This is a genomic window from Paenibacillus sp. H1-7, from assembly GCF_022354825.1.
GTDB lineage: Bacteria > Bacillota > Bacilli > Paenibacillales > NBRC-103111 > Paenibacillus_S.
In genome coordinates this window covers 1,197,590-1,223,587 of the sequence record NZ_CP031168.1, presented here as the reverse complement: position 1 = coordinate 1,223,587, position 25,998 = coordinate 1,197,590, and the positions used below count along the sequence as shown (strand labels likewise).

Annotated in this window: 26 protein-coding genes; 6 read left to right on the top strand and 20 right to left on the bottom strand. The window is 51.9% G+C overall.

What is annotated here, in order from left to right; all coding sequences use genetic code 11:
• Positions 1-25: 25 nt before the first annotated feature.
• Both DVH26_RS05595 and DVH26_RS05590 read right to left on the bottom strand, forming a co-directional pair.
• Complete coding sequence (locus tag DVH26_RS05595; RefSeq protein ID WP_239632032.1) at positions 26-634, bottom strand: GNAT family N-acetyltransferase; 609 nt, start codon at positions 632-634, stop codon at positions 26-28.
• 82 nt (positions 635-716) lie between these two features.
• A complete protein-coding gene (locus tag DVH26_RS05590; protein ID WP_239632029.1) occupies positions 717-1,259 on the bottom strand; it encodes a DUF1697 domain-containing protein in 543 nt (180 codons plus the stop codon).
• Positions 1,260-1,676: 417 nt separating this feature from the next.
• Between DVH26_RS05590 and DVH26_RS05585 the strand changes: the two genes are divergently transcribed.
• The 4 genes from DVH26_RS05585 (at position 1,677) to DVH26_RS05570 (ending at position 5,426) form a co-directional block, all read left to right on the top strand.
• Positions 1,677-2,654 (top strand): ABC transporter ATP-binding protein, encoded by a 978-nt coding sequence (locus tag DVH26_RS05585; protein ID WP_239632027.1) that lies wholly within the window; start codon positions 1,677-1,679, stop codon positions 2,652-2,654.
• Positions 2,651-3,454 carry an ABC transporter permease gene (locus DVH26_RS05580; protein ID WP_239632018.1) on the top strand — a complete coding sequence of 268 codons (804 nt, stop codon included), beginning with the start codon at positions 2,651-2,653 and terminating at the stop codon, positions 3,452-3,454. The genes DVH26_RS05585 and DVH26_RS05580 overlap by 4 nt, the downstream gene beginning before the upstream one ends.
• 6 nt (positions 3,455-3,460) lie before the next feature.
• Positions 3,461-4,243: an ABC transporter permease gene (locus DVH26_RS05575; protein ID WP_239632016.1), complete on the top strand. Its 783-nt coding sequence runs from the start codon at positions 3,461-3,463 to the stop codon at positions 4,241-4,243.
• A gap of 229 nt (positions 4,244-4,472) precedes the next feature.
• The gene (locus DVH26_RS05570) at positions 4,473-5,426 is read left to right on the top strand and encodes an NAD(P)-dependent oxidoreductase (RefSeq protein WP_239632014.1); all 954 of its coding nucleotides are present in this window, start codon (positions 4,473-4,475) and stop codon (positions 5,424-5,426) included.
• Positions 5,427-5,486: 60 nt separating this feature from the next.
• Here DVH26_RS05570 and DVH26_RS05565 read toward each other — a convergent pair whose 3' ends face one another.
• On the bottom strand, positions 5,487-5,882 hold the full coding sequence (locus DVH26_RS05565) for a MerR family transcriptional regulator (protein ID WP_239632011.1): 396 nt from the start codon (positions 5,880-5,882) through the stop codon (positions 5,487-5,489).
• Positions 5,883-6,116: 234 nt separating this feature from the next.
• Here DVH26_RS05565 and DVH26_RS05560 point away from each other — a divergent pair, with 234 nt between their 5' ends.
• Positions 6,117-7,055 carry an NAD(P)-dependent oxidoreductase gene (locus DVH26_RS05560; RefSeq protein WP_239632010.1) on the top strand — a complete coding sequence of 313 codons (939 nt, stop codon included), beginning with the start codon at positions 6,117-6,119 and terminating at the stop codon, positions 7,053-7,055.
• Between the two features lie 152 nt (positions 7,056-7,207).
• Here the strand turns inward: DVH26_RS05560 and DVH26_RS05555 are convergent, their stop codons facing one another.
• The 7 genes from DVH26_RS05555 to DVH26_RS05525 all read right to left on the bottom strand — a co-directional run bounded on the left by DVH26_RS05555 (position 7,208) and on the right by DVH26_RS05525 (position 15,079).
• Positions 7,208-7,417 carry an HAD family hydrolase gene (locus DVH26_RS05555; RefSeq protein WP_239632008.1) on the bottom strand — a complete coding sequence of 70 codons (210 nt, stop codon included), beginning with the start codon at positions 7,415-7,417 and terminating at the stop codon, positions 7,208-7,210.
• 120 nt (positions 7,418-7,537) lie between these two features.
• Entirely contained in the window at positions 7,538-8,518 is a 981-nt protein-coding gene (locus DVH26_RS05550; protein ID WP_239632006.1) for a ribose-phosphate diphosphokinase, read from the bottom strand.
• 245 nt (positions 8,519-8,763) lie between these two features.
• A complete protein-coding gene (locus DVH26_RS05545; RefSeq protein WP_239632004.1) occupies positions 8,764-11,733 on the bottom strand; it encodes a discoidin domain-containing protein in 2,970 nt (989 codons plus the stop codon).
• Positions 11,734-11,953: 220 nt separating this feature from the next.
• On the bottom strand, positions 11,954-12,874 hold the full coding sequence (locus tag DVH26_RS05540; protein ID WP_239632001.1) for an AraC family transcriptional regulator: 921 nt from the start codon (positions 12,872-12,874) through the stop codon (positions 11,954-11,956).
• 57 nt (positions 12,875-12,931) lie between these two features.
• Positions 12,932-13,684: a spermidine synthase gene (locus DVH26_RS05535; protein WP_239631999.1), complete on the bottom strand. Its 753-nt coding sequence runs from the start codon at positions 13,682-13,684 to the stop codon at positions 12,932-12,934.
• Between the two features lie 66 nt (positions 13,685-13,750).
• Complete coding sequence (locus DVH26_RS05530; RefSeq protein WP_239631997.1) at positions 13,751-13,975, bottom strand: hypothetical protein; 225 nt, start codon at positions 13,973-13,975, stop codon at positions 13,751-13,753.
• Between the two features lie 3 nt (positions 13,976-13,978).
• Positions 13,979-15,079 (bottom strand): GIY-YIG nuclease family protein, encoded by a 1,101-nt coding sequence (locus DVH26_RS05525; RefSeq protein ID WP_239631995.1) that lies wholly within the window; start codon positions 15,077-15,079, stop codon positions 13,979-13,981.
• Positions 15,080-15,312: 233 nt separating this feature from the next.
• Here DVH26_RS05525 and DVH26_RS05520 point away from each other — a divergent pair, with 233 nt between their 5' ends.
• Positions 15,313-15,705: a VOC family protein gene (locus DVH26_RS05520; protein WP_239631992.1), complete on the top strand. Its 393-nt coding sequence runs from the start codon at positions 15,313-15,315 to the stop codon at positions 15,703-15,705.
• Positions 15,706-15,773: 68 nt separating this feature from the next.
• Here DVH26_RS05520 and DVH26_RS05515 read toward each other — a convergent pair whose 3' ends face one another.
• The 10 genes from DVH26_RS05515 to DVH26_RS05475 form a co-directional block, all read right to left on the bottom strand.
• Positions 15,774-17,330 carry an ABC-F family ATP-binding cassette domain-containing protein gene (locus tag DVH26_RS05515; protein WP_239631989.1) on the bottom strand — a complete coding sequence of 519 codons (1,557 nt, stop codon included), beginning with the start codon at positions 17,328-17,330 and terminating at the stop codon, positions 15,774-15,776.
• A gap of 160 nt (positions 17,331-17,490) precedes the next feature.
• A complete protein-coding gene (locus DVH26_RS05510; RefSeq protein ID WP_275590480.1) occupies positions 17,491-18,237 on the bottom strand; it encodes an amino acid ABC transporter ATP-binding protein in 747 nt (248 codons plus the stop codon).
• Between the two features lie 14 nt (positions 18,238-18,251).
• On the bottom strand, positions 18,252-18,911 hold the full coding sequence (locus DVH26_RS05505; RefSeq protein ID WP_239631987.1) for an amino acid ABC transporter permease: 660 nt from the start codon (positions 18,909-18,911) through the stop codon (positions 18,252-18,254).
• 78 nt (positions 18,912-18,989) lie between these two features.
• Entirely contained in the window at positions 18,990-19,772 is a 783-nt protein-coding gene (locus DVH26_RS05500; protein ID WP_239631985.1) for an amino acid ABC transporter substrate-binding protein, read from the bottom strand.
• A 378-nt stretch (positions 19,773-20,150) separates the two neighbouring features.
• Positions 20,151-21,134 carry a substrate-binding domain-containing protein gene (locus DVH26_RS05495; RefSeq protein WP_239631983.1) on the bottom strand — a complete coding sequence of 328 codons (984 nt, stop codon included), beginning with the start codon at positions 21,132-21,134 and terminating at the stop codon, positions 20,151-20,153.
• Positions 21,131-22,921: a cache domain-containing sensor histidine kinase gene (locus DVH26_RS05490; RefSeq protein ID WP_239631980.1), complete on the bottom strand. Its 1,791-nt coding sequence runs from the start codon at positions 22,919-22,921 to the stop codon at positions 21,131-21,133. Before DVH26_RS05490 ends, DVH26_RS05495 begins: the two co-directional genes overlap by 4 nt.
• Positions 22,922-22,938: 17 nt before the next feature.
• Entirely contained in the window at positions 22,939-24,585 is a 1,647-nt protein-coding gene (locus DVH26_RS05485; RefSeq protein ID WP_239631978.1) for a response regulator transcription factor, read from the bottom strand.
• Between the two features lie 205 nt (positions 24,586-24,790).
• Positions 24,791-25,183, bottom strand: coding sequence for a cbb3-type cytochrome c oxidase subunit I (locus DVH26_RS05480; RefSeq protein ID WP_239631976.1), 393 nt, complete (start codon positions 25,181-25,183; stop codon positions 24,791-24,793).
• An 85-nt stretch (positions 25,184-25,268) separates the two neighbouring features.
• Complete coding sequence (locus DVH26_RS37045; RefSeq protein ID WP_275590451.1) at positions 25,269-25,400, bottom strand: hypothetical protein; 132 nt, start codon at positions 25,398-25,400, stop codon at positions 25,269-25,271.
• Between the two features lie 123 nt (positions 25,401-25,523).
• The gene (locus tag DVH26_RS05475) at positions 25,524-25,988 is read right to left on the bottom strand and encodes an MEKHLA domain-containing protein (protein ID WP_239631974.1); all 465 of its coding nucleotides are present in this window, start codon (positions 25,986-25,988) and stop codon (positions 25,524-25,526) included.
• Between the last annotated feature and the right edge of the window lie 10 nt (positions 25,989-25,998).

Sequence of the window (25,998 nt, the reverse complement as noted above, 5' to 3'; positions counted from 1 at the left end):
CCCCCCGTTTCGCCTTTGGCTCCGTTCATCGACCGACCACGCTCTTTTCCCAATCCGTTTTGGTAAGCTTATAAGCATGATATGTTTGATTATCGATTTCTATATTTTGATGATACGCAAACCCGCATTTTCGAATCACTTTATTTGAAGGAACATTATGTACTAGAGCAATCGCATTTAGCACATCGACATTCGTGCTGCTGAACAAGAACGCAGTCAAGCCTTTGGCCGCCTGAGTCGAGTAGCCTCTGCTTCTATAGTCTCTGGATACGGCATACATGATTTCCCGGTTTGGAGGCGGAAGCTCCGGTTTGATCCGCGTACAGCACCAGCCGACAAATCGCCCTGTCGCTTTGTCTATCATCCCCAGACGGAGACAAAGCTGACCAACATCTCCGCCGTCCGATACGGCTTTCAAGAACTGCCGGTTTTCTTTGAGCTCATAGTTCAATAGCCAGTTAGCCCGCTTCTCTTTGGGTACGTTCCAGCCCGGGAGCCATTCATAAATTTCAGGCTGCCACGTAAGCTCGTGAATGTCGTCTAAATCGTCAGGCCCAAATTCACGCAGGATGAGATCGCTGCATTCAATCGTAAAAGCTTGGTTTGCCGAACCGGAGCTTGGATTCAAGTTCATATTCGCCCCCATAAATATACAATTTTCCATCCCATGAGATAGGCTTACTACTGCTCCAATACAAGCGGAAGCCCATCTAACATCAGCTTCGCATCGCTGTGGCCAGCTCCGCCAGTTTGACGATCGTATTCCAGTTGCGCGTCGTTGCCAGTGCGCCCAGCTTCTGGACATTACTTGCCAGCTTGGAATCGAGCACGCTTTGCCGGAACAAATAATAGATCTCTTGCCCATGAATATGGAATTCATCCGTACCGTCTTGTCCGGCGGACAGTACTTCGGTAATATTCTCCGGAGGTGATTCCGTCAAAATCGATACCTGAATCGATTCTCCTTCCCGCAAAGAATCCGCCGCATAGGGACAAGCATCGATGATCTGCTCCAGCTCCCCCGCCGTTCGCAGCATGACACTAGGTGCTATGCCGAAAGTGCCCTCGATTTCCTGCCTGATCCGTTGAGCGAGCAGCTCTGCGGCTTCATCCGAGACGAACAAAAAGTTGCCGCTCTGCAAATACGTCTTTACACCGGCAAGTCCCATCCCTTCCAGCACCCGCTTGAGCTCAGCCATCTTGACCATGTTCTTCCCGCCAACATTTATCCCCCGCAGCAGCCCGATATAAACTGTCATATTCTCCTGTCTCCTCCTATGCAATGAAATCGAATCTTCCATGTCATAACAAATTCTTCTATATGTATAGTACATTCACAATTGCCATCTCATCGATCCCTACGCCAGTTAGCAATGTAACCAATCATGGAGATCTCCTTATTGTAAAAATATAACAATACCCATTACCTATAAAACCAAAAAAGCCAAGCATTTTGCACTAAGGCAAACATGCTCGGCTTATTAATAACGTCGTTATAAATAAAACTGACAACCGACTTGTCATTTAAAATGATTTTTTTTCAATTTTCATCCGAAAATTAGGTATCCTTGATCTCTATAATAGTATTATAACTCATCGTTTATTATAAGTCTATACTTTTTTTGGTATTTCGCATATATTTTTTGACGAACTCATTTTACAGGAGGTATTAATGCATGATTGTACTGGAAGGCATCAACAAATCGTTCAAAGTAGCCAAACGAACGGCCGGGCTGCGGCAAGCGGTCAAAGCGTTGTTTCGCCGCGAGCATACGATTGTAGAAGCGCTTCACCAAATTTCGTTCACGATCAATGAAGGGGAAATCGTCGGGTATATCGGTCCGAACGGTGCGGGCAAGTCCACCTCCATCAAAGTGATGAGCGGCATCCTCGTGCCGGACAGCGGATCGTGCTCCATTCTGGGATTCACTCCATGGGAGGATAGAACCGCCTACGTAAAGCATATCGGCGTTGTGTTCGGACAGCGGACCCAGCTGTGGTGGGACGTGCCGGTGATCGATTCCTTCGAGCTGCTGCGAGATATTTATAACATCCCGGAAGCTGAGTATAAATCGAATCTGACCATGCTCTGCGAAACGCTCTCGCTGGAAAGCCTGCTGCAGACTCCCGTCCGGCAGCTGAGCCTGGGACAGCGGATGCGCTGCGAGATAGCCGCCTCCTTGCTGCACAGCCCCAAAATCTTATTTCTGGATGAGCCGACCATCGGACTCGATGCCGTAAGCAAAATCGCCGTCCGCCAGTTTATCAAGGCGATCAACAAGGAAAAAGGAGTGACCGTCATCCTGACGACACACGACATGCACGATATCGAATCGCTGGCAGACCGGATCCTGATGATAGGCAAAGGGACGCTCCTGTACGACGGATCGTTGAATGATCTGCGCAACCGCTTCGGCACCCAACGGATCATAACGGTCGATTATCGCGAGCATACAGAGCCCGTCGATATACCTGGCGCCTCACGGTTATCGTGGACTTCCGAGAGGGCGGTATTCAGCGTAGACACCGAGCAGGTGCAAATTGCGAATGTGCTCTCCCGGTTATCCGAGCAAATCGAGCTGGAGGACGTGAGCATCGAGACCAAACCGGTAGATGAACTTATCATACAACTGTATAAGGAGCATCAAATATGAATGCTTACCTGTCCGTCTGGAAGCTGCGGTTTATTAACGGCTTGCAATACCGCGCGGCGGCACTGGCCGGGATGGCGACGCAGCTGTTTTTCGGGTTTATTTTCATCATGATTTTCATCGCCTTTTACAGCCAGAGCACCGTACAGCCCCCGATTTCGCTCCAGGAGCTGGTAGCCTACATATGGCTCCAGCAAGTATTTCTCGCCTTCGTCATGCTGTGGTTTCGCGACAACGAGATTTTTCAATTGATCACGAGCGGCAATATTGCTTACGAATTATGCAGACCTTGCGACATTTACCCTTTCTGGTATTCCAAGCTGCTCGCCCAGCGGCTGTCCAGCGCCATCCTCCGCTGCTTCCCGATTCTTATCGTTGCATTCCTGCTGCCTCACCCTTACAGGCTGACCCTGCCGCCTTCACTGTCCACTTTGGCCTTGTTTCTGGTTACCCTAATGTTAGGGTTGCTCGTGGTCGTGTCGATTTCCATGCTCATTTACATCTCCGTCTTCTGGACGATGTCTCCCACCGGCTCGATCCTTATGATCGCCATAGCCGGTGAATTTTTCGCCGGAATGGTCATTCCCGTTCCGCTGATGCCGCAATGGATGCAGACGATCACCTACGCGCTGCCGTTTCGCTGGACGACGGATTTTCCTTTTCGCGTCTACTCGGGCCAAATCCCTCAGACCGAAGCACTGTGGGGGATCCTCATTCAGCTGGCCTGGCTGGCCGTACTGGTCGGCTTTGGCCGATGGTGGCTGCGCAAGGCGCTCCGTCAAGTCGTAGTGCAAGGAGGATAACCTGACATGAATCTATATTTCAAATACGTAGCGATGCTGTTCAAATCCCAGGTTCAGTATCGCGCGTCATTCTGGCTTATGATGATAGGGCAGTCACTGACGCCCTTGACTACCTTTGCCGGACTCTATTTTATGTTCGACCGGTTCGGGCAGCTGAAGGGCTGGAGCTTCTTCGAAGCGGCGCTCTGCTACGCGATCATCGGTCTCTGCTTCTCCTTAAGCGAGACGTTCGCCCGCGGCTTCGATACGTTTTCAGGCCTCGTGCAGGGAGGAGATTTCGACCGGCTGCTTGTGCGGCCCCGAAATACGGTATTGCAGGTTCTGGGCTCCAAATTCGAATTCGCCCGAATGGGGCGATTGCTGCAGAGCGTCATCATCCTCATCTGGTCACTGCACAACCTGCCTATTGAGCTCACGTTTCCGAAGGTGATCACGCTAACCTTGATGATCCTGTGCGGCGTGCTTATTTTCAGCGGCATCTTCATGGCGACAGCCTCCCTCAGCTTCTGGACGGTCCAGGGGCTGGAGGTGGCGAATGTGTTTACGGACGGCGGCCGCGAAATGACCAAATACCCGCTCAATATATATCAGCGGTGGGTGACCCTCTTCTTTACCTTCGTCATCCCTTTCGGCTGCGTCAACTATTTGCCGCTGCTGTACCTCTTGGACAGAGCGAATGGGAACGAGCTGCTGTATATGCTGTCGCCCCTTGCCGGAGTGCTGTTTTTCTTCCCCTGCCTGTTATTTTGGCACATCGGCGTCCGGCATTACCGGTCTACGGGATCATGATGGGATTGAAAGACATGGGCTAAGCATAATCAAACCGCAGACTGCTTCGATAGAGTCTGCGGTTTTTGCTGTTCATGCTAACGGCTCCCATTCAGTTCCTGTACGCCGCCTTTCGCCTCAAGCCCTCCGTTGTTTTTGGCAATGTTGTTTTGCTCCTTGACATTGACACTAGCGTCAAACTTTACAATAAGATTCGAAATCATCTGAACAAAGAGAGGAGACATGATCCATGTCGACAAAAGAAAGAAATGAGAACGAAAGCCATGCAAGCGGAAAGACGGTGAAAGAGCATGCGGTCGTTGCGGGCGGGGATCGCGCAGCCGTTACGGTAATTGGCCTGGGGCCGATGGGGCAGGCATTGGCGGGAGCCTTTCTGAACAGCGGCCACAGAACAACCGTATGGAATCGTACGCCAGGCAAAGCGGTTGAACTTGTCAAACAGGGAGCAGTCCTTGCCGATACGGCCGCCGATGCTGTGGCAGCGAGCTCTTTGACCATTATCTGCGTATTGGACTACAATGCTGTGAACGCGATCCTGAGTCCATTGGGAGATCAACTAGCAGGACGAACCTTCGTGAACTTAACGGCCGACACGCCTGATCGGTCCCGGCGGATGGCGGCTTGGGCTGCCGAGCAAGAAATCGATTATATCGACGGGGCGATTATGACTCCTACGCCGACCATTGGAACGCAGCACGCCGTCGTTCTGTACAGCGGACCGGAACCGGTTTATCAGGCTCATCGGGAAACATTGTCGAGCATAGGAGGCACCGCCTCTTATCTGGGCGAAGATTCCAGCCGTGCCGCGGCGTATGATGTGGCGCTGCTTGACCTGTTTTGGACAACGATGAGCGGTTATGCCCATGCTCTCGCCCTCGCCGGCGCAGAGAACGTCGCTCCCAAGGAATTTGCAGCCTATGCCCGGGGAATCGCTGCGATCATGCCTAATATTATGGTTGACATAGCGAATGCCGTTGAAGCGGGACGCCATCCGGGCGATGCCTCCAGCATTACCTCCGCTGCGGCGGGGATGGAGCATATCATCCACGCCGCTCAGTACCACGGTATGGATACTTCCGTTATGAGTGCGGCCTTGGCAGCGGCCCGGCGGGCCATCAATGCAGGATACGGCAATGACGGCTACGGCCGTCTGACCGGGTTTCTGAGGAACCCGCATCTGTGAACGGCCGCCTGCTCAAAACGAATTAAGCCCCTGTCTTCATGCAGACCGGGGCTCTTCCTTTTATGTAGCTGTTGATGCAGCTGCTTCCGCTGCCTTTACTGTTCGCTTTTCCATCATTTTAGCCTTTTGCTTTTCCAGCCGCTGTTTTACGGCTTCCAACGCCTCGATTTGTTGGTTGATTTGATTCAGCTTCCCTTGATAAGCGTCCAACATTTCTTTGCAAAACTCGTACTCATCGGGCCCGCTGTCCTCGCATGACAGTATTTGCTCGATTTGCTCGGTTGTTAAGCCCAAACCCAAATAAAGCTGAATGATTCTTATGCGTTCAATGGCTGACTCGTCGAATTCCCGGTAATCATTTTCCAGCCGCATGGCTTTAATGATCTTTTTCTTTTCATAGTGCCGGATAGATCTTGTGCTGACGCCGGTTCTCTTGGATAACTCGCTTATTTTCACAGCAAAAGCCTCCCTGCCGTCAAAAAATCGTTGGTTCTCTATGAGTTCGGTTGCGCAGATTCATTTTATACCAAATGATGTAAATCAAATATCGATACATCCATTATAAAGCAGTCCCGCTCGAGCTTACAACCAGCCCTTTCATTGCACAGGTGCTAAAAAAAGCTTATTGACATTCACACTAGTGTGAACCTTTACAATAAATCCAGCCCCAAAATGAAAGGAGGCCATTTCATGAATAGAAATGACCATGAGCAGAGTAGAAACGACCGAGTCCTTGAAGAAGCCGCCGGGATACCGGATGCAGACCGCACGCCGGTAACGGTCATCGGCCTGGGAGCCATGGGATCGACGCTTGCAGGCGCTTTTCTGGACAGCGGGCATCCGACGACCGTATGGAACCGGACTCCAGGCAAAGCGGACGCCCTGGTAGCCCGCGGTGCAGCTCTTGCCGCGACGGTAGACGAAGCGGTTAAAGCCAGCTCCTTGGTAGTAATTTGCGTGCTGGACTACTCGGTTGTGCAAGAAATTCTCCAACCGGCGAGCAGCGGACTGGCGGGCCGTGTCCTAGTGAATTTAACCAACGGAACCCCAGTCCGGGCACGCGAGCTCGCCGAATGGGCTGGCCGCCATGGCGCGGATTACCTGGACGGCGGCATCATGGCGGTCCCTTCCCTTATAGCCCGGCCTGAGGCGGTGCTGCTCTATAGCGGAACAGAGGATGCCTTCAATCGGCATCACTCTACGCTAAGCCGGTTGGGCAAGGCCGTCTACCTCGGCAGCGACCCCGGACTTGCGCCGCTGCACGACTTGGCCCTGCTAAGCGGAATGTACGGAATGTTCGGCGGCTTCCTGCATGCGGCAGCGCTGGTGGGCTCCGAAGGGGTTAAGGCAACGGAATTCACTTCTACGTTGCTTATCCCTTGGCTGCAAGCGATGATGACAACGCTGCCCGAGATGGCACGGCAGATCGACACCGGGGACTACACCTCTAAGGAAGCCAGCCTGGAAATGCAGGCGTCGAACGATACTATCGGCGAAGTAAGCAGGGCGCAAGGAATCAGCACCGAGCTGTTTGCTCCATTGTACGATCTTATGAAACGGCGGGTAGCCGAAGGACATGGGAGCGACGATTTCCCAAGCGTGATCGAGCTGATCCGAAAACGGCACTAAGGTTGTAAAACTAATCAGGGCTTCCTCTCGGAAGCCCTGGTCATTTATTTATATTAATTCATTCAATGAAATAATCATCCGTTTTACGGGAACGGCGGGAATATCATTCCGTCTGTTGGTCCACTTCACATGAGATGATATCCGTTGCCGGATCATCGCCGACATATATCATCTCCGATACGGATGTTCCGGTCCATTCGCAAGCAGCCTGAATTGGAGAAGCCAATGTCCCCTGATGCCACAATGACTTCAAAATAGTTGAGCACGCCCATTCGCTCAAGCTTTAGCCTCTGTTCGCTCAGATCGCCATTCGTTATGACGCCCAGCCGCTCCCCTTCGGATCGCTCCAGATATGGGATCACATCCTCGAAAGGCTTCCAGTGGCTTTGAGTTCGCGATGAAACGATTGAACTGCAGCATACTCGGCGCCTTTAAAATCCAGCAGCGTTACGTTCAAATCAAAAAACAGCATCGGCTTCACCCTACTCCATAGATTCAAGAATCACTTCGTCAGGAACCTTCTCGAACAAAGGCGTTACGGATTCGCGCTTATGAATTCTGCTGACCGCCTCTCCGAATAACGGAGCAACCGATACCACCTTGATTTTACTGGAATGAGCAAGATGCGGGTTGTCTACGGAATCGGTCCCTATAATAAGCTCGATCGGGCTGTCCTCCAGCTTCTTGATGCCGGCTTCATTCATAACCAGATGGGATAAGCAGGCCAATATTCGTTTGGCTCCTCTGCGCACAAGCATGTTGGAAAGGTCGACCAGCGTTCCGCCCGAGATGGAGAAATCGTCAAAGATCAGCGCCGTCTTCCCGTTGACGTCCCCTATCAGTTCCAGCACTTCAGCCCGCTCGCTGTGATCTTTTCTTGTTTTGTCTCCAATAGCAATCGCGGTGCCCAAATAATCGGCATACTTACGGGCTTGCTTGGCAAATCCGGCATCCGGAGAGACGACAACCAGATCGGACAATTGCATTCTTGCGATCGTTTCGCACAATACCGGGAGCGCATAGAGATGATCTACCGGCTTTTTGAAAAAGCCTTGAATTTGATCGCTGTGCAAATCCATCGCTACGACACGATCGGCTCCGGCCATTTCAATGGCTTCCGCGCAAACGCGCGCCCGGATGGATACCCTGGGCTCGTCCTTTTTGTCGCCTTTGGCATAGCTGAAATAAGGCATAATGACCGTGACGCTATTGGCGCTGGCCCGTTTAAAAGCATCGATCCAAAACAAAATCTCCACAAATTCGTCATTGGGCTTCAAGCCCATGGTTTGTACAAGATAGACGTCTTTCCCTCGAACCGTCTCTCCGATCCTTACGAACGTATTTCCTTCTGAGAAGGAAAGCGTTTCCGACCGGCCGACCTCGACTCCCATATAGCGGCACATCTTCTCGGCAAAGGCTTTTCCTGAGCTTCCGGCGAATATTTTGATTTCGGCTATATTCATCTTGTACCTCCCCATGGTTTACATGCTGGTCCTTCACTTATAATTATTCCATAAAAATACAGTTCGCGGAACGACCATTCTTGAACAGTCGTTGAACAACATCAACATTTCCCAAAACAGCGTTTCTTATACTACAAAATAACCCTGCAAAGCGGAGCTTTGGCTTCGAGGCCAATCGGATTCTTTGCAGGAGCGCCGGTCTTAACCGTGCAAAAAGGCGACCTGAATAGGCCGCCTCACAAGGTTTATGGAGCTACATTGAAACGTACCTGATATTGCACGGATTGAGAGGGCTGCTTCTTATCCCGGACGATCAGAACGGTCTTGCCGTAAATCGTGGAAGCTTTAATCACTTCTACATGATGCCGCATATCGTGCGGTCTAATATCCGGGACAACGGTTGTCCCTGCAGGGAACTGCAGCGTATACTCGAATACATCGTCCGTGAAGCCCTCCAGCGCTTTATTGTTCACCTTGATTCCCTTCAGCAGAGGCAGACCGGACGGCAGTGCCGGAATATCCAGATTGCCGCCGCCTACTGGCGATTGAGCAATATTTTGTACAGCTTGAGCACCAAGCCGGCCCTCTAACTGCTGCAAATACAGGCTGGTTGGTGACACATGAAATCCGAAGGACTCCCAGTATCCGTCGCTGCGCGGACGATTGTCATCTCCATTTGGCAAATACGGCTTGACTTTGGCTCCTACGTGGCCGATCGCATAGTTTTGCGCCGTCGGAGGCTGCTGCGCTATCAAATCCCCCTCCGTATTCCACGCCACATAGTTCGCTCCCGACCAGCCGTGCCCGGTTCCGTATGAACCGCGGTCCTGGATGGCAATATCCGCCTTCACATTGTCGTACAATCCTCCGACCGACCAGCGGTGGTGCGGCTCGCTTGAGGCATATTCGTTAACGGATTGGCTGTCAAGGAAGACATTCGGGCCCTGAACACGGCTGTCCACGATGAAAGCATGTCGTGCCGTTTCCGCATAATTGCGCTGCATCAGTGTGAGCTCTCCACCCAATTTAAAAGGATACCTGCGCTCACCTGTAATGACACTGACCATATCCAGCGATTGATTGTCTTGAATCGTCACCCACTTGGCTCCCCGGCCCACATGCGCCAGCGCATGGTTCAGATGGAGCCCGGTTACTTCGCGCATCCATGCATTGGTTACATGGGTGAAAATAGCGAAGCTGACCGCATGGTTTTCATCGGAGAAATATTTCTTCCCATTTTGAGTCGCCGTGACGCTCGGATCGAATTCCGAATCTACGCGGAGATTTTCCACGCCCACTTGCTCCAGACGGTTCGGATCCTCATACTTGACGATAGCTCCTCCGCCCCAGCGCTGTTCGATGGAATTCGCGATCGGTGCATCGATGGTGATGACATTGCCCTGAATCCCCGTTATGACACGGTCGAAATCAAGGCTGAAAGGCGTCCACTGCACGGTTCCTTCGATCTCATGGATCGTATCCATGTCGATTTCATGAATCCAGCGGTCGTTACCGTAACGGCGAACTTTAATTTTGTCCCCTACCTGGTATCCGCTGGCGTCGTCGACATGGAACGAACGCGATCCGGATGGAACGAATAGGTCCGCAATTGTGACCGCCGTGTCTTCCAGCATCTTCACAGGCTGTCCCTTGATTTCGAGAATATTCCGTTTCGCCGTACCGGTCGCATACAGGATCGTGCCGTCTTCCCCTTGGCCTTCCCCGCGCAGAACGACGCCGCTTGCTTGAATATACAGCGTTCCGGAAATCTCATACGTACCTTTCTTCAGCAGTATCGCACCACGGAAGCCGTCGGCGTCTTGCGGCATAAGCGAGACCTGATCGATTGCCGCCTGGATGCGCGCCATGTCATCCCCTTCTCCAGGCTCCAGAGCGATTCGTGCCTGAACATCGGGGATTTTCACCCCGCCTCCCATATAACCGGCATTGGAGAAATCCAGAATCCGGTTGCCGCGGTAATCGGGAGCGTAAGCCATTTGCCCGTTGTGGTCGAGATAAGCAATTCTGCTCTCTCCCAGACTGATGTCAGCCGTATTGGGAACCGTAAAGAACAAGGCATCGTACACCGGCTTGTTGCCGAGCATAAACTCCAGACGAATTTCGTAATTTCCCGCACTCGCTACACTACCCGGAAATGTCAGCACCTGCTGCGTATCGCGATGCAAGGCTGCTGCCGGAAGCTCCGCAGCTATCGTCCCCGTCGTCGCGTTAACGAGAGCTGCCTTCACCTGCCCGTCGGAATAAGGAGTCAGCCTAACGGAAGGATAGGCATCTCCTACTGCGAGCAGCGCCGGTTTGCCGATCTCTCTTTCCATCGTTGCGTGATCCATCTGCACATCGACAAGAAGCGTGCCCGGATCGTATACGTCTACCCAGACGCTGGCTTCTTTCGTAATGCCGTCCAGCGTTGCTCTGCCGATAATTTTGGCGACGCCTTGCTGAAGAGCCGTTACGGTTCCGTAGGTATTCACCGATACCGTCCCTGCCTTCGTGCTCTCCCATGTAACCGGAGTCTGCGACAAATCGGCCGCCTGGCCGTTGCTCATTATACCGCCGAGCTTGAAGGAATACGATTCCGCCGGGCGAAGCGTGACCGTATCGTAGCGGTCCATAACACGACCCGTCATATCCGCTACGTAAACGCTTTCCAATACGGCCTTAGGGGGCTCGCCGTTGGAGGAATACAAGGAGAACTCGTTCAATTGGAAGCCGCTTGTACTGGATAATTGGACGGACAGCTTCACGTATCGGGAGTTGACGGCAGGGAAATGAACGTTTTCCAATTTGTTGGATACGGAGCCGTTGATCGTTTTGACAAAGGCGTCCTGCCACTCGACGTTATCCTTCGAAGTTTGAATCTTATAATTGCTGACGCTCCCCGACTTGAAGTGGATCGCCGCTTCGTCAATGTCGTAATGCGCTTTCAAATCAACCGTGATCCAAACGTTGCCGTCCGTCCTGTCGGCGCTGAGAGGCTGCCAGAACGTGGCCGGGTCGCCGTCAACAACAGAGACAGCTCGTCCGCAGGAGCAATCGGAGCTCTGCGATACCGGTTTGTTCAGCGCCAAATTGACCTTCGGCCCGGCTTCCAGAGACAATGCCGTACTCGGTGCAGGTAACAGTGCAGGGATCAGTAAGGATAAGAAGAGCAGCATAGCCAGGCAACGGCTGATCGTTTGCTTAGCTTGGTACAATGAATTCTCCACCTCTCATTTTGAGTCTGCTATCATGGGATGTACGTTGACTCCTCGGTACTAGTTTAGGCCCTATGGTTGCTGCGGGCTTCCGCTTAGCTCCGGGACGACCCTATATCCTTTTCCCCCTTTCGGATTCGAATGTTTAGCTGCTGTGTAAGCCATAGTCCTATCATAAGATATAGAAGATAACAGATTTCACTGCGAAAATATCAATATTCTATTCATTTTTGGTTACGCTTTCAAAATTGACTGCATTTGTTCTCTGTACGTTTCTTACTTGGTCCCGGTAACGTTGCGGAGTGACTCCGACCTTTTTCTTGAACAGCTGGATAAAGTATGACGGGTATTTAAAGCCGGTCTCTTTACTGATCTCCTCGACGGAATGCGTCTGAAACTCCAATAGCGTCTTTGCCTGCTCCAATCTTTTCTCATTCGTATACTCGATAATCGTTTTGCCCATTTGTTCCTTGAACAGCTTGGATAAATAATTGGGAGAGAAATGCAGCCGGGATGCCATATAGGCAATCGTAAAAGGCATTTTATAGTTCTGATCGATCCATTTCAGCATGGCGTTAATATGCTCAGCCGTTCGGGAAAAAGTAGCGATTGCAGAACGCTTGCCGGTTTTGGGCAAATCCATATGAGTCTGAAAATGGGTAAAAAGATGAAGCAGAAACAGCAATACGCCTTCCCTGCGCAGGGGGACCGGCCCTCGAGTCAGCAGCTCGCCTAATTGCAGCAGCTGCAGCTCCATGAATGCGGCGTGCTGGCCGGTGAAATGAAATACTTGCTTGGTTGTTTGCTGCTCTACGAATTGAATAAAAAAAGAGGTGGCATACGGAAATAATGTGGTGAGCGGTTCGATAACGGAGGTTCGTAATTTGAGAAGGCTTCGTATGTAAACCGGAGGAACATTCATACGGACATGATGCTGCTGATACGGTTTGATCAGGATTAAGGTACCCGGCTGCAGAAAGTACGTCTGACCGCCGACCAGACACGTGCCGGTCCCTTCATGGATATACAATATTTCCAAGCCCTCGTGAGCATGAAAATATTCGGCGGAGTCCGTGTAGTTGCCGCGATAACTGAACATGTACAAATTGTCCTGCCAATTTCTCAGTTTGAGTATTTTCATCCCATGACCTCCTATGCACAGCACAGTGTCTATTCCGATGATTAATCCGGCATATGCTTAAGTTTTTCGATCAACGATAAGATACCCTTGCTCCGGCTCCATCTCCCGAAAGCCCGCCATGTCCGGCAAGCGGTAGTCCATGTCCCGGCTGCCGGCGATAAGAATCACATTGTGCCATTCCGTCTTATCCGACCCTTCACCTTGGAGGACAAATGCTTTGGTGCAGGCATATGTCTCAGCAAGCGTCGAATAAATGGCGTTGATCAGCCTGTCGCTGCCGCCCTTGCCCATCAAATTCAACAAAATAGCGCCCCCGGCACGGAGCTTTTCCTTCGTCATTGCGAAACATTCCGCCGACAACAAATGCATCGGCGTTCCTTTAGCCGTGAACGCATCCAAAACAATATAATCCAGAGAGCCCGGCGGTACACTCTCCAGCATCTGACGCCCGTCGCCTATTACAACGTTATCGCCGCTATAGCCAAAAAAACGCCGGCTGAGCTGCACGACGGTCTCATCGATTTCCGCTACGGTGACCCGCTTGTCCGGATAGCGTCCCGCAATCGTCCCAATCCCGTGCCCGATCACGAACAAACTGGAAAACGACGAATGGTTGTACTCCATCAGATGCGCCATCGCCCTCGGGTATTCCAGCACCATCCGCTTCGGCTGCTTCAAGTCCAACGCGCCTTGGACAGCTCCGTCGGCAAACTGCAAATAACGAAACTTTCCCAGTTCCCCATACAGCTGTGTAGCTTCATATACCGAAATCTCGTTATAAGAGCTGGATTCCTTGGCCAACAATATCAATCGGTCCGTCTCCTTCTTTTGATGCCGTATGTGTCAAGCCTCACGGAAGCCCGAAGCCCGTCCCTCTTACAGGGCCGGCTCCTCCAGGTCCACGCGAAACTCGCATTCGCTGCGCACATAATAAGTTCCGTTGATTTTCACGCTTAACGGAGTATAACGCTCTATGAAACCGCCATCCTCCGTGCGTACCGGGATATCGTCAGCCGTTCGCTCCCACACGGAAACCTTCAGCTGAAATAAGGAGGCGGCGAACAGCTCCGTATCCGTATGAAGTATTTTTGATAAGAGCATGCATCATTCACCTCCCTTTCCGGGCTTCCGTCCTAGTTTAGCATCCGGCGGTACCCGGTATTCATAATTGGTTTTGCACAGCTGCAGCAAGTCAAATTTCAATCCCCGTTTGGGGAGCGTAATTTTCGGAAGCTTGCTCCCTTTGCGATGAAGCGCCGTGCGCACCTGCTTTAGATCGGCCACCGTATTGACGATCAGCTCATCCGGCCGCTCTTCGGCGTAACGGGTTACGAGAAACCGGTCACATGCCGTTTCCCCGTAGGCCTGTTCAAGCTCGAGCAGCTGACAATCGACGAGCATCCCTTCCTGCACCTTGGCTACCATGACATGCTCCGCTCCGAAGTACAGCACATCCTGGTCTATGACGGCCTCTCTGTCGACAATTTGCTTATCGGACGCGTGCTCGAGATTGCGGATGCTGTTCAGCATCCTCTGCGCTTTCTCGAACTCCAGCCGAGCAGCGTACGCTTCCATTTGGCCGTGTAAAATTTCAAGGAGTCCTTGTCCTCCATTCGCGAGCAGCTCGGCGGCTTGCTTCACTTTATCCGAGTAGTCCGCCTCCGTAATCTTCCCTTCGCAGATCCCGCTGCATTTGCCGATATGATACAAGAGACAAACCTGCTTCGGCATCGTTTTGCACGTGCGCAGACCATACTGCTCCGTAACAAACTCCAGGATAGCGTCGCGAAATGTCGCGCTTTTGAAAGGGCCGAGACGCTTCACGTCAGGCTCTTTGCTTCTCCGGCGCCGATTCCGGTAATATACGTCCAGTCTCGGGAAGCGCTCGTTGGTCAGCTGAAGATAAGCGTAGCCGCTGTTGTCCCTTTTCAAAGCCCTATTGTAGGGCGGTTTATGTATTTTAATCAAGTTGTTCTCAAGCATTAGGCTTTCGGCTTCGTTATTCACAAGAACGACCTCGATAGAGGCGATCTCCGCCACGAGCTGCCGGATTCTTTTGCGGGTATGACGCCCTGTGAAATAAGATCGCAGCCGGTTTCGAAGATGGATCGACTTGCCGACGTAGATGATGCGGCCGTCCGCATTTTTCATAATATAACAGCCGGGGCTTGCCGGATAGTCGCCCGCACTAAACACAAACGGCATGTACCGTCTTCCTCCTACTCTACCATACTGCCTTCTCCTCCATAGGGATGGGACGTTTGTGTATTCGACATGCATGTCAAATTTACCTTGTTTTCCCCGATAGGAAAAAATGGCTTCTTGCGGCGATAGGCCAAGAAGGTATGCGAAACCACCAGACATTTAACCCAAATTATGGTAATATAGTCTATGTTATCTATTTTTTTGAATACCGATTATAAAATGAGGTGGAACCATTGCCGGTAGTTACCCTTGGCGGCGTATTTATCCAGGTTACGAATTTGGAGCAATCGATCAAGTATTACACGGAGGTCCTTGGCTTCCGAGCCCGAGGCATTGAAGACTGGGGGAACGGGGAACGGGGAGCGACCCTCTTCTTCGACGAGCCGCAAGGCAAGCCGCTGGTTACATTGGCTGAAGCAGCTCGCGTTCCAGCAGCCGAGAGACCTTTATTTAATCTGCAGTGCACAGATATTGAAGCGATGCACAAGCAGATGAGGGAAGCCGGACATCCTGTATCCGAGCTTGTACAATGGGATTCCGAATGGAACCGTCACCTGCATTTCGATCTGCATGACCCGGATGGGAATCCTATCAACCTCATTCAAGTACAAAGAAAACAGAAGTAGCGCATGCCAAAAAACCTGTCCGGACCGTGTAAGGCCGGGCAGGTTTTCATTGAGGGACGCTGCGGTAATTAGAACACCTTCGTCGTCCAAGATTCGCAATTCCAAATGTCCGTTACGACATCGCGGTAAAATTCCGGTTCGTGGGAAATCATTAGAATGCTGCCTTTGTACGCCTTGAGGGCGCGCTTCAGCTCATCCTTCGCATCGACGTCCAAATGGTTCGTCGGCTCGTCGAGCACGAGCAGGTTCGTTTCGCGGTTGATCAGCTTGCACAGGCGCACCTTGGCCTTTTCGCCGCCGCTCAGCACCGTAATTTTGCTCTCGATGTGCTTGGTCGTCAGACCGCATTTGGCCAGCGCCGCGCGCACCTCGAACTGCGTGAAGGAAGGGAACTCCTTCCATATTTCCTCAATACAAGTGTTGTAGTTGGCGTCCTTCGCTTCCTGCTCGAAATAGCCGATCTGGAGGTTGTCCCCCAGCTGAACGGAGCCGGATAATGCCTGAATCTCACCCAAAATGCTGCGCAAGAGCGTCGTCTTCCCGATCCCGTTGGCGCCGACAAGAGCGATCTTCTGTCCGCGCTCCATCCGCAGGTCAAGCGGTCTCGACAACGGCTCGCCATAACCGATAACAAGCTCCTTCGTTTCGAAGATGAGCTTGCCGGCCGTGCGGCCTTCCTTGAAATTGAACTGCGGCTTCGGCTTTTCCTTCGCCAGCTCGATCACGTCCATCTTGTCGAGCTTCTTCTGACGGGACATCGCCATGTTCCGCGTCGCCACGCTCGCCTTGTTACGTGCTACGAAATCCTTCAAATCGGCGATTTCCTGCTGCTGGCGCTTGTAGGCCGACTCCAGCTGCTGCTTCTTCATGTCGTATACCTGCTGGAAATGCTCGTAGTCGCCGACGTAGCGGTTCAGCTCCTGATTTTCCATATGATAGATCAGGTTAATAACGCTGTTGAGGAACGGAATGTCGTGAGAGATCAGAATGAAGGCATTCTCGTATTCCTGCAAATAGCGCTTCAGCCATTCGATATGCTGCTCATCCAAATAGTTCGTAGGCTCGTCGAGGAGCAAAATATCCGGCTTCTCCAAGAGCAGCTTGGCGAGCAATACTTTCGTCCGCTGCCCTCCGCTAAGATCGTTCACGTCCTTGTCCAAACCGATATCGGTCAAGCCCAAACCGCGGGCGGTTTCCTCGATCTTCGCATCGATCATATAGAAGTCCTGATTCGTCAGCGTATCCTGAATCGTTCCGACATCCTCGAGCAGCTGCTCCAGCTCCTCCGGAGACACGTCGCCCATTTTGCCGTACATCTCGTTCATTTCCTGCTCCATGTCGAACAGGTATTGGAACGCGCCCTTCAGCACGTCGCGGATCGACATCCCTCTGCTCAGCACCGCATGCTGATCGAGGTAGCCGACGCGCATCCGGCGCGACCATTCGATCTTCCCGTCGTCCGGCTGAAGCTTGCCTGTAATAATGTTCATGAAAGTCGACTTGCCTTCGCCGTTGGCGCCGATCAAACCGATATGCTCGCCCTTGAGCAGGCGGAACGATACGTTATTGAAAATCGCGCGGTCTCCGAAGCCGTGACTTAGTCGTTCTACGTTTAATATGCTCATGCATGACACCTTTTCTTTTAGTCTATACTCTCGTCTTATTATAATCGGTAAAGTGCTAACAACTCAATGCAGTAGCCGATATAAAATGTTGTCACTTTCATTAAGGTCCGTTATAAAAAGAAAAGCGCTGCCGCCTGTCGTGCAGGGACGCGCCAATCGTTTATTTCAGGCTGCGGTTCAAAAAAGCTTTCGTCCGCTCAAACCGAGGGTTCTCGAACAACTGCTCCGGATCGCCGGACTCGATGATCTCGCCCTTGTCGAGGAACAAAACCCGATTCGCCACTTCTCTCGCAAAGCCCATTTCATGCGTCACGACGATCATCGTCATATGCTCTTCGGCAAGCTGCTTCATGACCTGCAGCACTTCGCCCGTCAGCTCCGGATCCAAGGCGGAAGTCGGCTCGTCGAACAGCAAAATGTCGGGATTCATCATGAGCGCTCGCGCGATAGCGACCCGCTGCTTTTGCCCGCCGGAGAGCTTCGCCGGATAAGCCGACGCACGGTCGGATAGACCTACCTTCTCCAGCAGCTCCGCGCTTCGTTTGCGGATATCCGCCGCCGACTCTCCCTTGACCAATTTCGGAGAAAGCTCCAGATTTTGCTGGACAGTCAGGTGCGGGAACAGATTGAAGTGCTGGAACACCATGCCCATCCGGGCCGTAATCCGCTTGATCTCATGCGGCTTCGAGTACACTCCGTCCTTGACCAGATCGTCGCCGCCCACTTTAATGCTTCCGCCATTAATGTGTTCCAGATGGATCAAGCTCCGCAGCATCGTGCTTTTGCCGGAGCCGGACGGTCCGATGACCGCAATCACATCGTTTTTATTCACGTCGAACGTGATCTGCTTCAGCACATCGAGCGTGCCGTAGGATTTTGTAAGGTTGGATACTTCAATAATAGCCACCTGCGCCATTCCTTTCATTCATATTTGAACCTTCGCTCCAGCCATTTGAACAATAACGTCAAGATGAGCGTCATGATCAAATAGATGATACCGGCCAAGAAGAAAGGCACGATCGTGAAGTCGCGGTTAACGACCGTTTGCGCGTAGTGCAGCAGCTCCGGAACGGCGACGGCGTACAGCAGCGCCGTATCCTTGACGAGGGTAATCGATTCGTTGGACACGGCCGGCAGCGCGACTCTGAACATTTGCGGCAGGATGATGCGGGTCATCGTCTGCCATTTGCTCAGGCCGAGTACTTGAGAGGCCTCGTACTGGCCTTTATCGATAGCGAGCAAACCGCCGCGGAAAATTTCGGCAAAATAAGCCGCGTAATTCAAAATAAAGCCGAGGCAGGCGGCGACAAACCGATCAAGCACCAAGTATTCGCCGATTCCCGGGATCAGCGGCAGGCCGAAGCAAATGAACAGCAGCTGAAGCAGCAGCGGCGTGCCGCGCATGACGTAAATATAGGCGTGCGCCAGCCAGGCGACCGGCTTGATGCTGCTTTTGGCAGCCAGCGTAAGCACGAAGCCTAGCGGAATCGATACCGCAATGGCAATGATGAACAGGAGCAGCGTCATTTGCGCCCCTTCCAGCATAGGCTTGATCATTGAGGCGATCTGATCAAGTGACATGTAAGCATTCCCCCAAAAGCAAAACAGGATTTCCGCGAAGAAATCCGGTTTGCGTGCGTTATTCTCAATTCAGCTTGCTTATTTCAGCACCTTGTCTTCGCCGAACCATTTTTGCGAAATTTTCGCTGCCGTGCCGTCCTTGTTCAGCTCGTCAAGCGCCTTTTGCAGCTGCTGAAGAAGTGCGTCGTTGCCTTTTTTCACCCCAATGCCGTACTCTTCCGGAGCAAGCGATTCGCCCAGCAATTTGAATGCATCCTTCTCTTTGGCCATGTAGTACTTGATGACCACTTCGTCGATAACGACTGCGTCCACACGGCCGATCTTCAAGTCGCTCAAGGCGAGCACGTTATCGGAATATTCCGTAACTGTCTTGATCTTGGACTTGATAGGATTGTCGTTCAATGCATCCGCTGCGGAAGAAAGAGATTGCAGACCGACCGTTTTGTTAGCCAGATCGTCGAGCTTCGTCAAATTGGACTTAGCCAGTGTAACGACAACCTGCGCATTTTTCAAATACGGCTTCGTGAACAACACTTTTCCTTTCCGTTCGTCGGTAATCGTGTAGCCGTTCCAGATCAAATCGATTCGACCGCTGTTCAATTCGGACTCTTTCGTTTTCCAGTCGATCGGCTGGAATTGAGCCTCTTTTCCCATCTTCTCGGCCGCCGCTTTGGCGTAATCAATATCGAACCCGACGATCTCGTTCTTCTCGTCACGGAAACCCATCGGAGCAAATTTGTCATCAATGCCGATAACCAGCTTCTTGCCTTCGCCAGCCGTACTCTTTGCCGGACCGGAGCATCCTGCGAGGAATGTGAATGTGGCCGCAATGACCAGTCCCCATGTTGCCAAACGTTTCATAACCAAAAAACCCACCTTTTACGGAATATGATTGCTTTAGTGCATTACCACTTTATCAAGAATTACATCATAACATACTCCGTCGAAATGTGTCGATAGCGCATTTTTCCTAGCAATAACTACCAAATCCTCCGTTGCTGGAGGCTTTTGCTTTATAGGAACGTTGTTCTTTGGAAAATTGCTAAAGGGGGAAGTGGGGTATCTACTGCAGGAGCGTAAGCGACCGCCTTTGTTATCGGGAAATCACCGCCGGAAAGCGATAAGATTAAAATTTCCCGATAACAACAGCGGCTGGAAGGAGGTACCCCGCTGGTGTACCCTGCAGCTTATTTTCAATCTATCTGTTCCTCCATGTGCAAAGCCGCCGTCAACGAAGGCTTACTGCACAAACGGAAACAGCAGCTTCTGGTTATCCGACCAGAACATATTTTCCTGATCGATCACCTTCGTACCGGTATCGACGAACTCAGGCACTTTTTTGCCGTTCATCGCATCGACCGCGTGCTTGACTCCAAGATAGCCCATACTGAACGGATTTTGAATGATCGTTGCCTGAATGACGCCTTCCTGCAAAAACTCGATGTCCTCCGGCGTACTGTCGAACGTCACGATCTTGACCTTGCCGGACAGCCCCATATGTTCCGCTGCGGCGGCCACTCCGATGGAGGCAACCGCATCCAAAGCAACGATCCCGTCGATCTCCGCGTTCTCCTGCAGCAGCTTATTCGTCAGCTCGCCGCACCGCTTCAAATCCGCGGAGCAATATTCCGTCCTCAGTACATGCACCCCCGGATGCTTGGAAATGGCGTCACGCAAGCCTTGCTCCCGCTGCTCCGCATTTTTCACCACAGCCCCAAGACCCATAATGGCGATGCGCCCTTGCTCCCCTGTCAGCTCGATCAGCTTATTCCCTGCCTTCTGACCAGCCTCGAAGTTGTTGATTCCGATGAAGCTGCGGACTCTAGAGGAAGCGACCTCCGAGTCGATGCTAATGACGGGAATGCGCTGCGCCGCCACATCATCCACCGTCTTGCCGAGCCCCGCATAATCGTTCGCCGCCAGAACCAGCGCATCCATCCCATCTCTGACCGCCTGCTCTATCAGCTGAATCTGGCCTTCGGCATCACCCTCATATTCGGGCGCAGCCACCTTCAAATTGACGCTGAACTCCTTGGCCGCCGCTTCCGCTCCCATTTTCACCGTCTTCCAATAATCTCCGGTTCCGGTTTTCAGAAGGAGCGTCACGTTGCGGACCGGCTCCACCGTCCCGGTTTCCGCATTGCGGGAGCAAGCGCCCGACGCCAGAAGAAGAAGAGACAGTACGATCAGCAATCGGGCATGCTTAACTAATTGGAGCTTCATCCCTTCGCTTCTCCCCCTTCTTCTCGCAGCAGCGGAAGCCATACCTGCACTACCGTCCCTTCCTCCTGCTTGCTCTCCATCTGCAGCCCGTACGGCTCACCGAACGAGAGCTGGATCCGCTGCTGCACATTCCGCACGCCGACACCGGAGCCTGCCCCTTCCTCTTGCGGAAGGGTACCCGATAGGAGCCGCTCCAATCGATCCGGCGGTATGCCGAGCCCGTTATCGCGTACCTCGAACAGCAGCTTCCCGTCGACAACGGACGCCGTAATTTGAATGAAGCCTTCATCGACCATATATTCGATGCCGTGATAGATCGCATTTTCTACGAGCGGCTGCAGCAGCAGCTTCAATGTCTTATATGGAAGCGCCTCTTCCTGTGCCGTAATTTCATATTCGAATTTGTTCTTGTAACGGATTTTCTGGATGATCAGGTAGTTGCGGATGTGCTCCAGCTCCTCCTGAACCGTAATGATCGTCTTGCCGCGGCTTAAGCTGATGCGGAAAAACTTCGAAAGCGACGTAATCATCGTAATGACGTCCTCGCTCTTGCCGCTGCCCGCCATTCTTACAACCGAGTTCAGCGTATTGTACAGGAAGTGCGGGTTGATCTGCGACTGCAGCACCTCCAGCTCGCTCTTGCGCTTCGCTTCCTGCTCCCGGATGCTCTGGTCCATCAGCTGCCGGATTTGCGTCACCATGAAGTTGAATCTTCGCGACAGGCGTCCCACTTCATCGTTTCCGGTTACCGGGATATGGATGTGAAAATCCCCCTGCTCGACTTTACGCATCGATTTTTCCAGCCGTTTGATCGGCTGAGAGATTTTGGCCGACAGAAAGGCGGAAATGAGCAGCACCAGCAGCACGACGGCGATCAGCAACCACAAGATGAACCCGCCGGTTTCTTTTTTCGTCGCCACAATCTCGTCCATGTAGGAGACGCCGATAATTTTCCAGCCGATATTATTAACCGTCTTGATCGTAATGAGCCGCGTTTCCCCCGTCGATTCGTCGAGGTAGCTGCCGTACGTATATTTGAGCGCCTGCTCCACATTCTCATATTTGAGCCCGGCATAGATGAGCTGCTGCTGCGGATGATAAATCATATTGCCGCCGGACTCGTCGATGATGTAGACGTAGCCCTTTTTCCCAAGACTGACTCTGCGGAACAGCTCGTCCATCGTCTTAAAGTTGATGTCGACCAGCAAAACAGCCTGCATCGGCGCTCCGTTGCGAGTAATGGTAATGCCCTTGCTCATCGATACGACCCACTTGTATTGGCCTTTATACAGGTTCTGAATGTGAGGAAGCGAGAACGACAGATGGTTGGGGCTCTCGAGCGCCGATTGGAACCAGCTCTGCTCCGTCAGCTTCGTGTTCTTGCGCAGCTCTGCGTCGGGAAGACCGGTAATCAGCTCTCCCGTGGTCGAGAATAAGGCCATCGACACGATGTCCTCGCGGGTCTCGAAGATCGTTGTCAGCTGCTCGTGCAGCCTGCTGTCGGGGATTTGCGGGCCGGATCGGATTTTTCGGTCCACCAGATCGAATGCTTCCGCCATTCCGTCCAAGTACACCTCGAGATTATAGTTGATCTGCTCGACAATCTGCTGGTTGCTCAGAAACGTATTTTGCTCGGCGATATGCGAAAATTTGTTATACACGATCAGGCTGACGACCACCATCACGGCAATCATGATGAGCGTAAACGAAGCGGTAATAATGAACTGGATACTCTTGCTTCTCCATGTATCGACCAGCGCGCGATATCGCTTCCGAATCGGTTTCATTGCTCCAGCCCTCCGCTTTACGCCTCTCTTGAGCTATTCTTGTATTCCTTGGGAGATACGCCGACATGCTTGCGGAACGAGAAGCTGAAGTAATTCGGCTCCGCGTAGCCTACTTTCTCGGCGATTTCGAACGTTTTCATATCGGTGGTTCTCAGCAGTTCCTTGGCAGCTTCCATGCGGATATGCATCAGGTAGTTCACGAACGTCATTTTCGTCTCCTTCTTGAAAATGCCGCTGAAATAGCCCGCGCTAATATGCAAATGGCCGCACACCTTTTGGATGGAAATGTCGCTCTCCTGATAATGACCCTGCACATACTCCTTCGCTTTATCAATCAGCGATTTGTAGGACGACTGACGCTCCGTAACGATACGGGTCATCATTCGCGTGCACAGGTCGGCAATCCACTGCTTCGCTTCCTGCGGATTCGTCAGCTTGTGAATTTCGGCAAAAGGATGGAAGGCGCTGCCTAGCGCCGTATCCAAATCGACATTGGAATCCTTGGCCGCCTTCAATATAGCCGTTAGCATTTCCAGCAAATAGATCTGATAATCCTTGAAGGAAACCGGAGTATCCGCAATGCCGTGAAACAAATCGTCCACCAGCTCCTTCATTTCCTGTAGCGTCCCCACCTTGATACAGCGTATGAGCGCATGCTCCTTCAGCTCGTCGAAGCGCAGCTTCTCAAGCATTCGTTGTTCCACGTCATCGATACAAATGATCCGGTTATTGCCCAATATGAGCCGGTAATCGAGCGCAAGCACGGCATCCTTATACGAATAGCTGACATTCGCAATGTCCGCCGTTACCGTACCGACCCCTGTCGTTACAGAGAGCTTTAAATATTTTTCTATGCTTTGGCGTATTTCCTCCAAAACCGTCAAGGTACACTTCATGATCGTTTCCCGGTCTTCATGATCCGCCACCGTTAGCAGCACCAGATTCCCCCCATGGATAAAAACGATGCCGAGACCATATTTATTTACAATTTCCTCGGAAATATTTAATACCGCAAACAATTTCAATTCATTATCCTTCGAGTATTTCAACGATTGCGACATGCCTCTAGCGAGAGCTTGCTCGCCCGCTTCCGGATTGTCCATACTGAGCACCGACACAACATATCCCTCACCCAGCAGCCGGATGTTATAGTTGAGCGATTTCTCCTCGATTTCCGCCTTGGGCAGCTTGCGGTTGATCAACGAACCGAGGAACACCTCGCGCAGGACAGGCAAGCTTTGCCGGTAATGCTCCTGCAGCGTCTGGACATTCTCTCTGCGCGACGTTTCTTCGTCGATAAGCCGCTTGACCTTCACAAGGGCGTTAATAAGCTCCTGAGAGGAAAAAGGCTTCAATACATATTCGTCGATATGCATTTTGACTGCTTTTTGCGCATACTCGAATTCATCGAAGCCGGTTAGAATGATGATTCGGGTCGTCGGGTATTTGGAGCGAATCCATTCGGACAGCTGCAAGCCGTCCATAAACGGCATGCGGATATCGGTGACAACGACGTCCGGCATCCATTTCTCGAAGAGCTCCGCCGCTTCCTTGCCGTTCTCCGCCGTATCCACCACCTCGAAGCCGCAACCGGCCCAATCGATCTCGTGAATAACGCTTTCCCGCACTTCCTCTTCATCCTCCACCAGCAGCAGCCTGTACATTCCTTAGTTCCTCCCGAGTTATCGGCATTAATTGAGCGCTTACATAAATCAAATGACTTAAGTCGTGATACTAATGTAGCAAAATTCCCCACCGTTTGAAAGCAAGCCGGTTCAGAAGCTCGCCGAACGCACAAAAAACGAGGCGCAATAAGGAATCACTCCTCACCGCGCCCCGTCCGGGTCGATCGTTGTCGTATGCTCCGCTCTAACGCTTGGACCGGGTCGTACCTTCTGCTGCGCCTACATTTTTCAACACATTGATCATAAACAAAACAACCCCTATGGACGTAACCGTTCCGCCGACGGCAATAACCGGTTCCATGCCCGCCACTCCGCTGACGAGCAGAAACAGACCGATCATCATAATAGGCAAGCCGACGTTATGGAGCCAGAAGTGGATTTTGCCAAGTACAGATTCCGCCGATTTGGGAAACACATGATACACAATCCCGGCTAAAGCCAGAGAAGCCCATCCCAACAAATTGATGTGTGCATGTACGGAAGCATAATCGAACTTGTGCGAAATCGACATGAACATCCCTAACGCAATACCCAGCACAAAATACACCGACGCAATCTTAATCAGCCTGGCTCCCATAGTGGAATCCCCTCTTCCCGGTTCGGATACTACATCATATAGGCAGGGAGGATGTTTTATGCTGCCGCAAGGGACTCTGTAACGATTATTTCTTCTTAATCTTTTCGGCGTTCTTGATCGCGGCATCGACTTGTTTTTGCGCCTTTTCCAAATCTTTGAACATTTTCTGCATCCCTTTATTCTCCATCATGAACTTGAGAGCTTGCTTGTAGTTCATCGCGGCGGTCAGCCCTTTCTTTCGTATGTTGCTACATTATATGGACAAAGAAGAAGGAAAGCGTCCGCACCTGCCCTCTCGTCCTTGGCTAACCGCATTTTGTTCGACTGTACTCCCAAAAGGCTAGCAATGCTCAAACGACTTGAAGGCCGCGGCCTGCCCCGCATAGTTTCCGCCGTCGTCATGCAAATTCCAAACGACCGCTTCTTTAATATAAAATCTTCGTCCGGTACTGGAAATCCGGATGCCCGTATAGTTATCGACATACCCGTGCTCGGCCACAGCCTGCAAAAAACGGTCGCGCTCCGAGCGCTCCATCGCTTCCGCCGTATACCGGGACGGCGTGCTGGTAAACATATCCCAGTCCATTTCCCACAAAGTAAGCGCCGCGCGGTTGCCGAAATTCAACACCGGATCGGCCTCCGTTCCGTGAGACAGAATAACGACCGGCGAATCAAACAGCTGCTCCCAAATAGCCGTATCCTTATTCAGATCGATCAAATCTCTTCCCAGCAATTGACGGTAGCTGTCCGCAATCATTCGGGCGTGAGCTTCCCCGGCTCCTATTCCTTGTAACGCGTTCTGCATGTAACTTTGC

Bases quoted from the DNA above. Each gene is read 5' to 3' on its own strand.
- DVH26_RS05595 (WP_239632032.1), bottom strand. From the start codon at position 634: ATGAACTTGAATCCAAGCTCCGGTTCGGCAAACCAAGCTTTTACGATT.
- DVH26_RS05575 (WP_239632016.1), top strand. From the start codon at position 3,461: ATGAATCTATATTTCAAATACGTAGCGATGCTGTTCAAATCCCAGGTT.
- DVH26_RS05515 (WP_239631989.1), bottom strand. From the start codon at position 17,330: ATGAGCATATTAAACGTAGAACGACTAAGTCACGGCTTCGGAGACCGC.
- DVH26_RS05550 (WP_239632006.1), bottom strand. From the start codon at position 8,518: ATGAATATAGCCGAAATCAAAATATTCGCCGGAAGCTCAGGAAAAGCC.
- DVH26_RS05505 (WP_239631987.1), bottom strand. From the start codon at position 18,911: ATGTCACTTGATCAGATCGCCTCAATGATCAAGCCTATGCTGGAAGGG.
- DVH26_RS05525 (WP_239631995.1), bottom strand. From the start codon at position 15,079: ATGCCGTTTGTGTTTAGTGCGGGCGACTATCCGGCAAGCCCCGGCTGT.
- DVH26_RS05570 (WP_239632014.1), top strand. From the start codon at position 4,473: ATGTCGACAAAAGAAAGAAATGAGAACGAAAGCCATGCAAGCGGAAAG.
- DVH26_RS05485 (WP_239631978.1), bottom strand. From the start codon at position 24,585: ATGTACAGGCTGCTGCTGGTGGAGGATGAAGAGGAAGTGCGGGAAAGC.
- DVH26_RS05560 (WP_239632010.1), top strand. From the start codon at position 6,117: ATGAATAGAAATGACCATGAGCAGAGTAGAAACGACCGAGTCCTTGAA.
- DVH26_RS05500 (WP_239631985.1), bottom strand. From the start codon at position 19,772: ATGAAACGTTTGGCAACATGGGGACTGGTCATTGCGGCCACATTCACA.
- DVH26_RS37045 (WP_275590451.1), bottom strand. From the start codon at position 25,400: ATGAACTACAAGCAAGCTCTCAAGTTCATGATGGAGAATAAAGGGATG.
- DVH26_RS05495 (WP_239631983.1), bottom strand. From the start codon at position 21,134: ATGAAGCTCCAATTAGTTAAGCATGCCCGATTGCTGATCGTACTGTCT.
- DVH26_RS05475 (WP_239631974.1), bottom strand. From the start codon at position 25,988: ATGCAGAACGCGTTACAAGGAATAGGAGCCGGGGAAGCTCACGCCCGA.
- DVH26_RS05585 (WP_239632027.1), top strand. From the start codon at position 1,677: ATGATTGTACTGGAAGGCATCAACAAATCGTTCAAAGTAGCCAAACGA.
- DVH26_RS05530 (WP_239631997.1), bottom strand. From the start codon at position 13,975: ATGCTCTTATCAAAAATACTTCATACGGATACGGAGCTGTTCGCCGCC.
- DVH26_RS05490 (WP_239631980.1), bottom strand. From the start codon at position 22,921: ATGAAACCGATTCGGAAGCGATATCGCGCGCTGGTCGATACATGGAGA.
- DVH26_RS05540 (WP_239632001.1), bottom strand. From the start codon at position 12,874: ATGAAAATACTCAAACTGAGAAATTGGCAGGACAATTTGTACATGTTC.
- DVH26_RS05580 (WP_239632018.1), top strand. From the start codon at position 2,651: ATGAATGCTTACCTGTCCGTCTGGAAGCTGCGGTTTATTAACGGCTTG.
- DVH26_RS05480 (WP_239631976.1), bottom strand. From the start codon at position 25,183: ATGGGAGCCAGGCTGATTAAGATTGCGTCGGTGTATTTTGTGCTGGGT.
- DVH26_RS05590 (WP_239632029.1), bottom strand. From the start codon at position 1,259: ATGACAGTTTATATCGGGCTGCTGCGGGGGATAAATGTTGGCGGGAAG.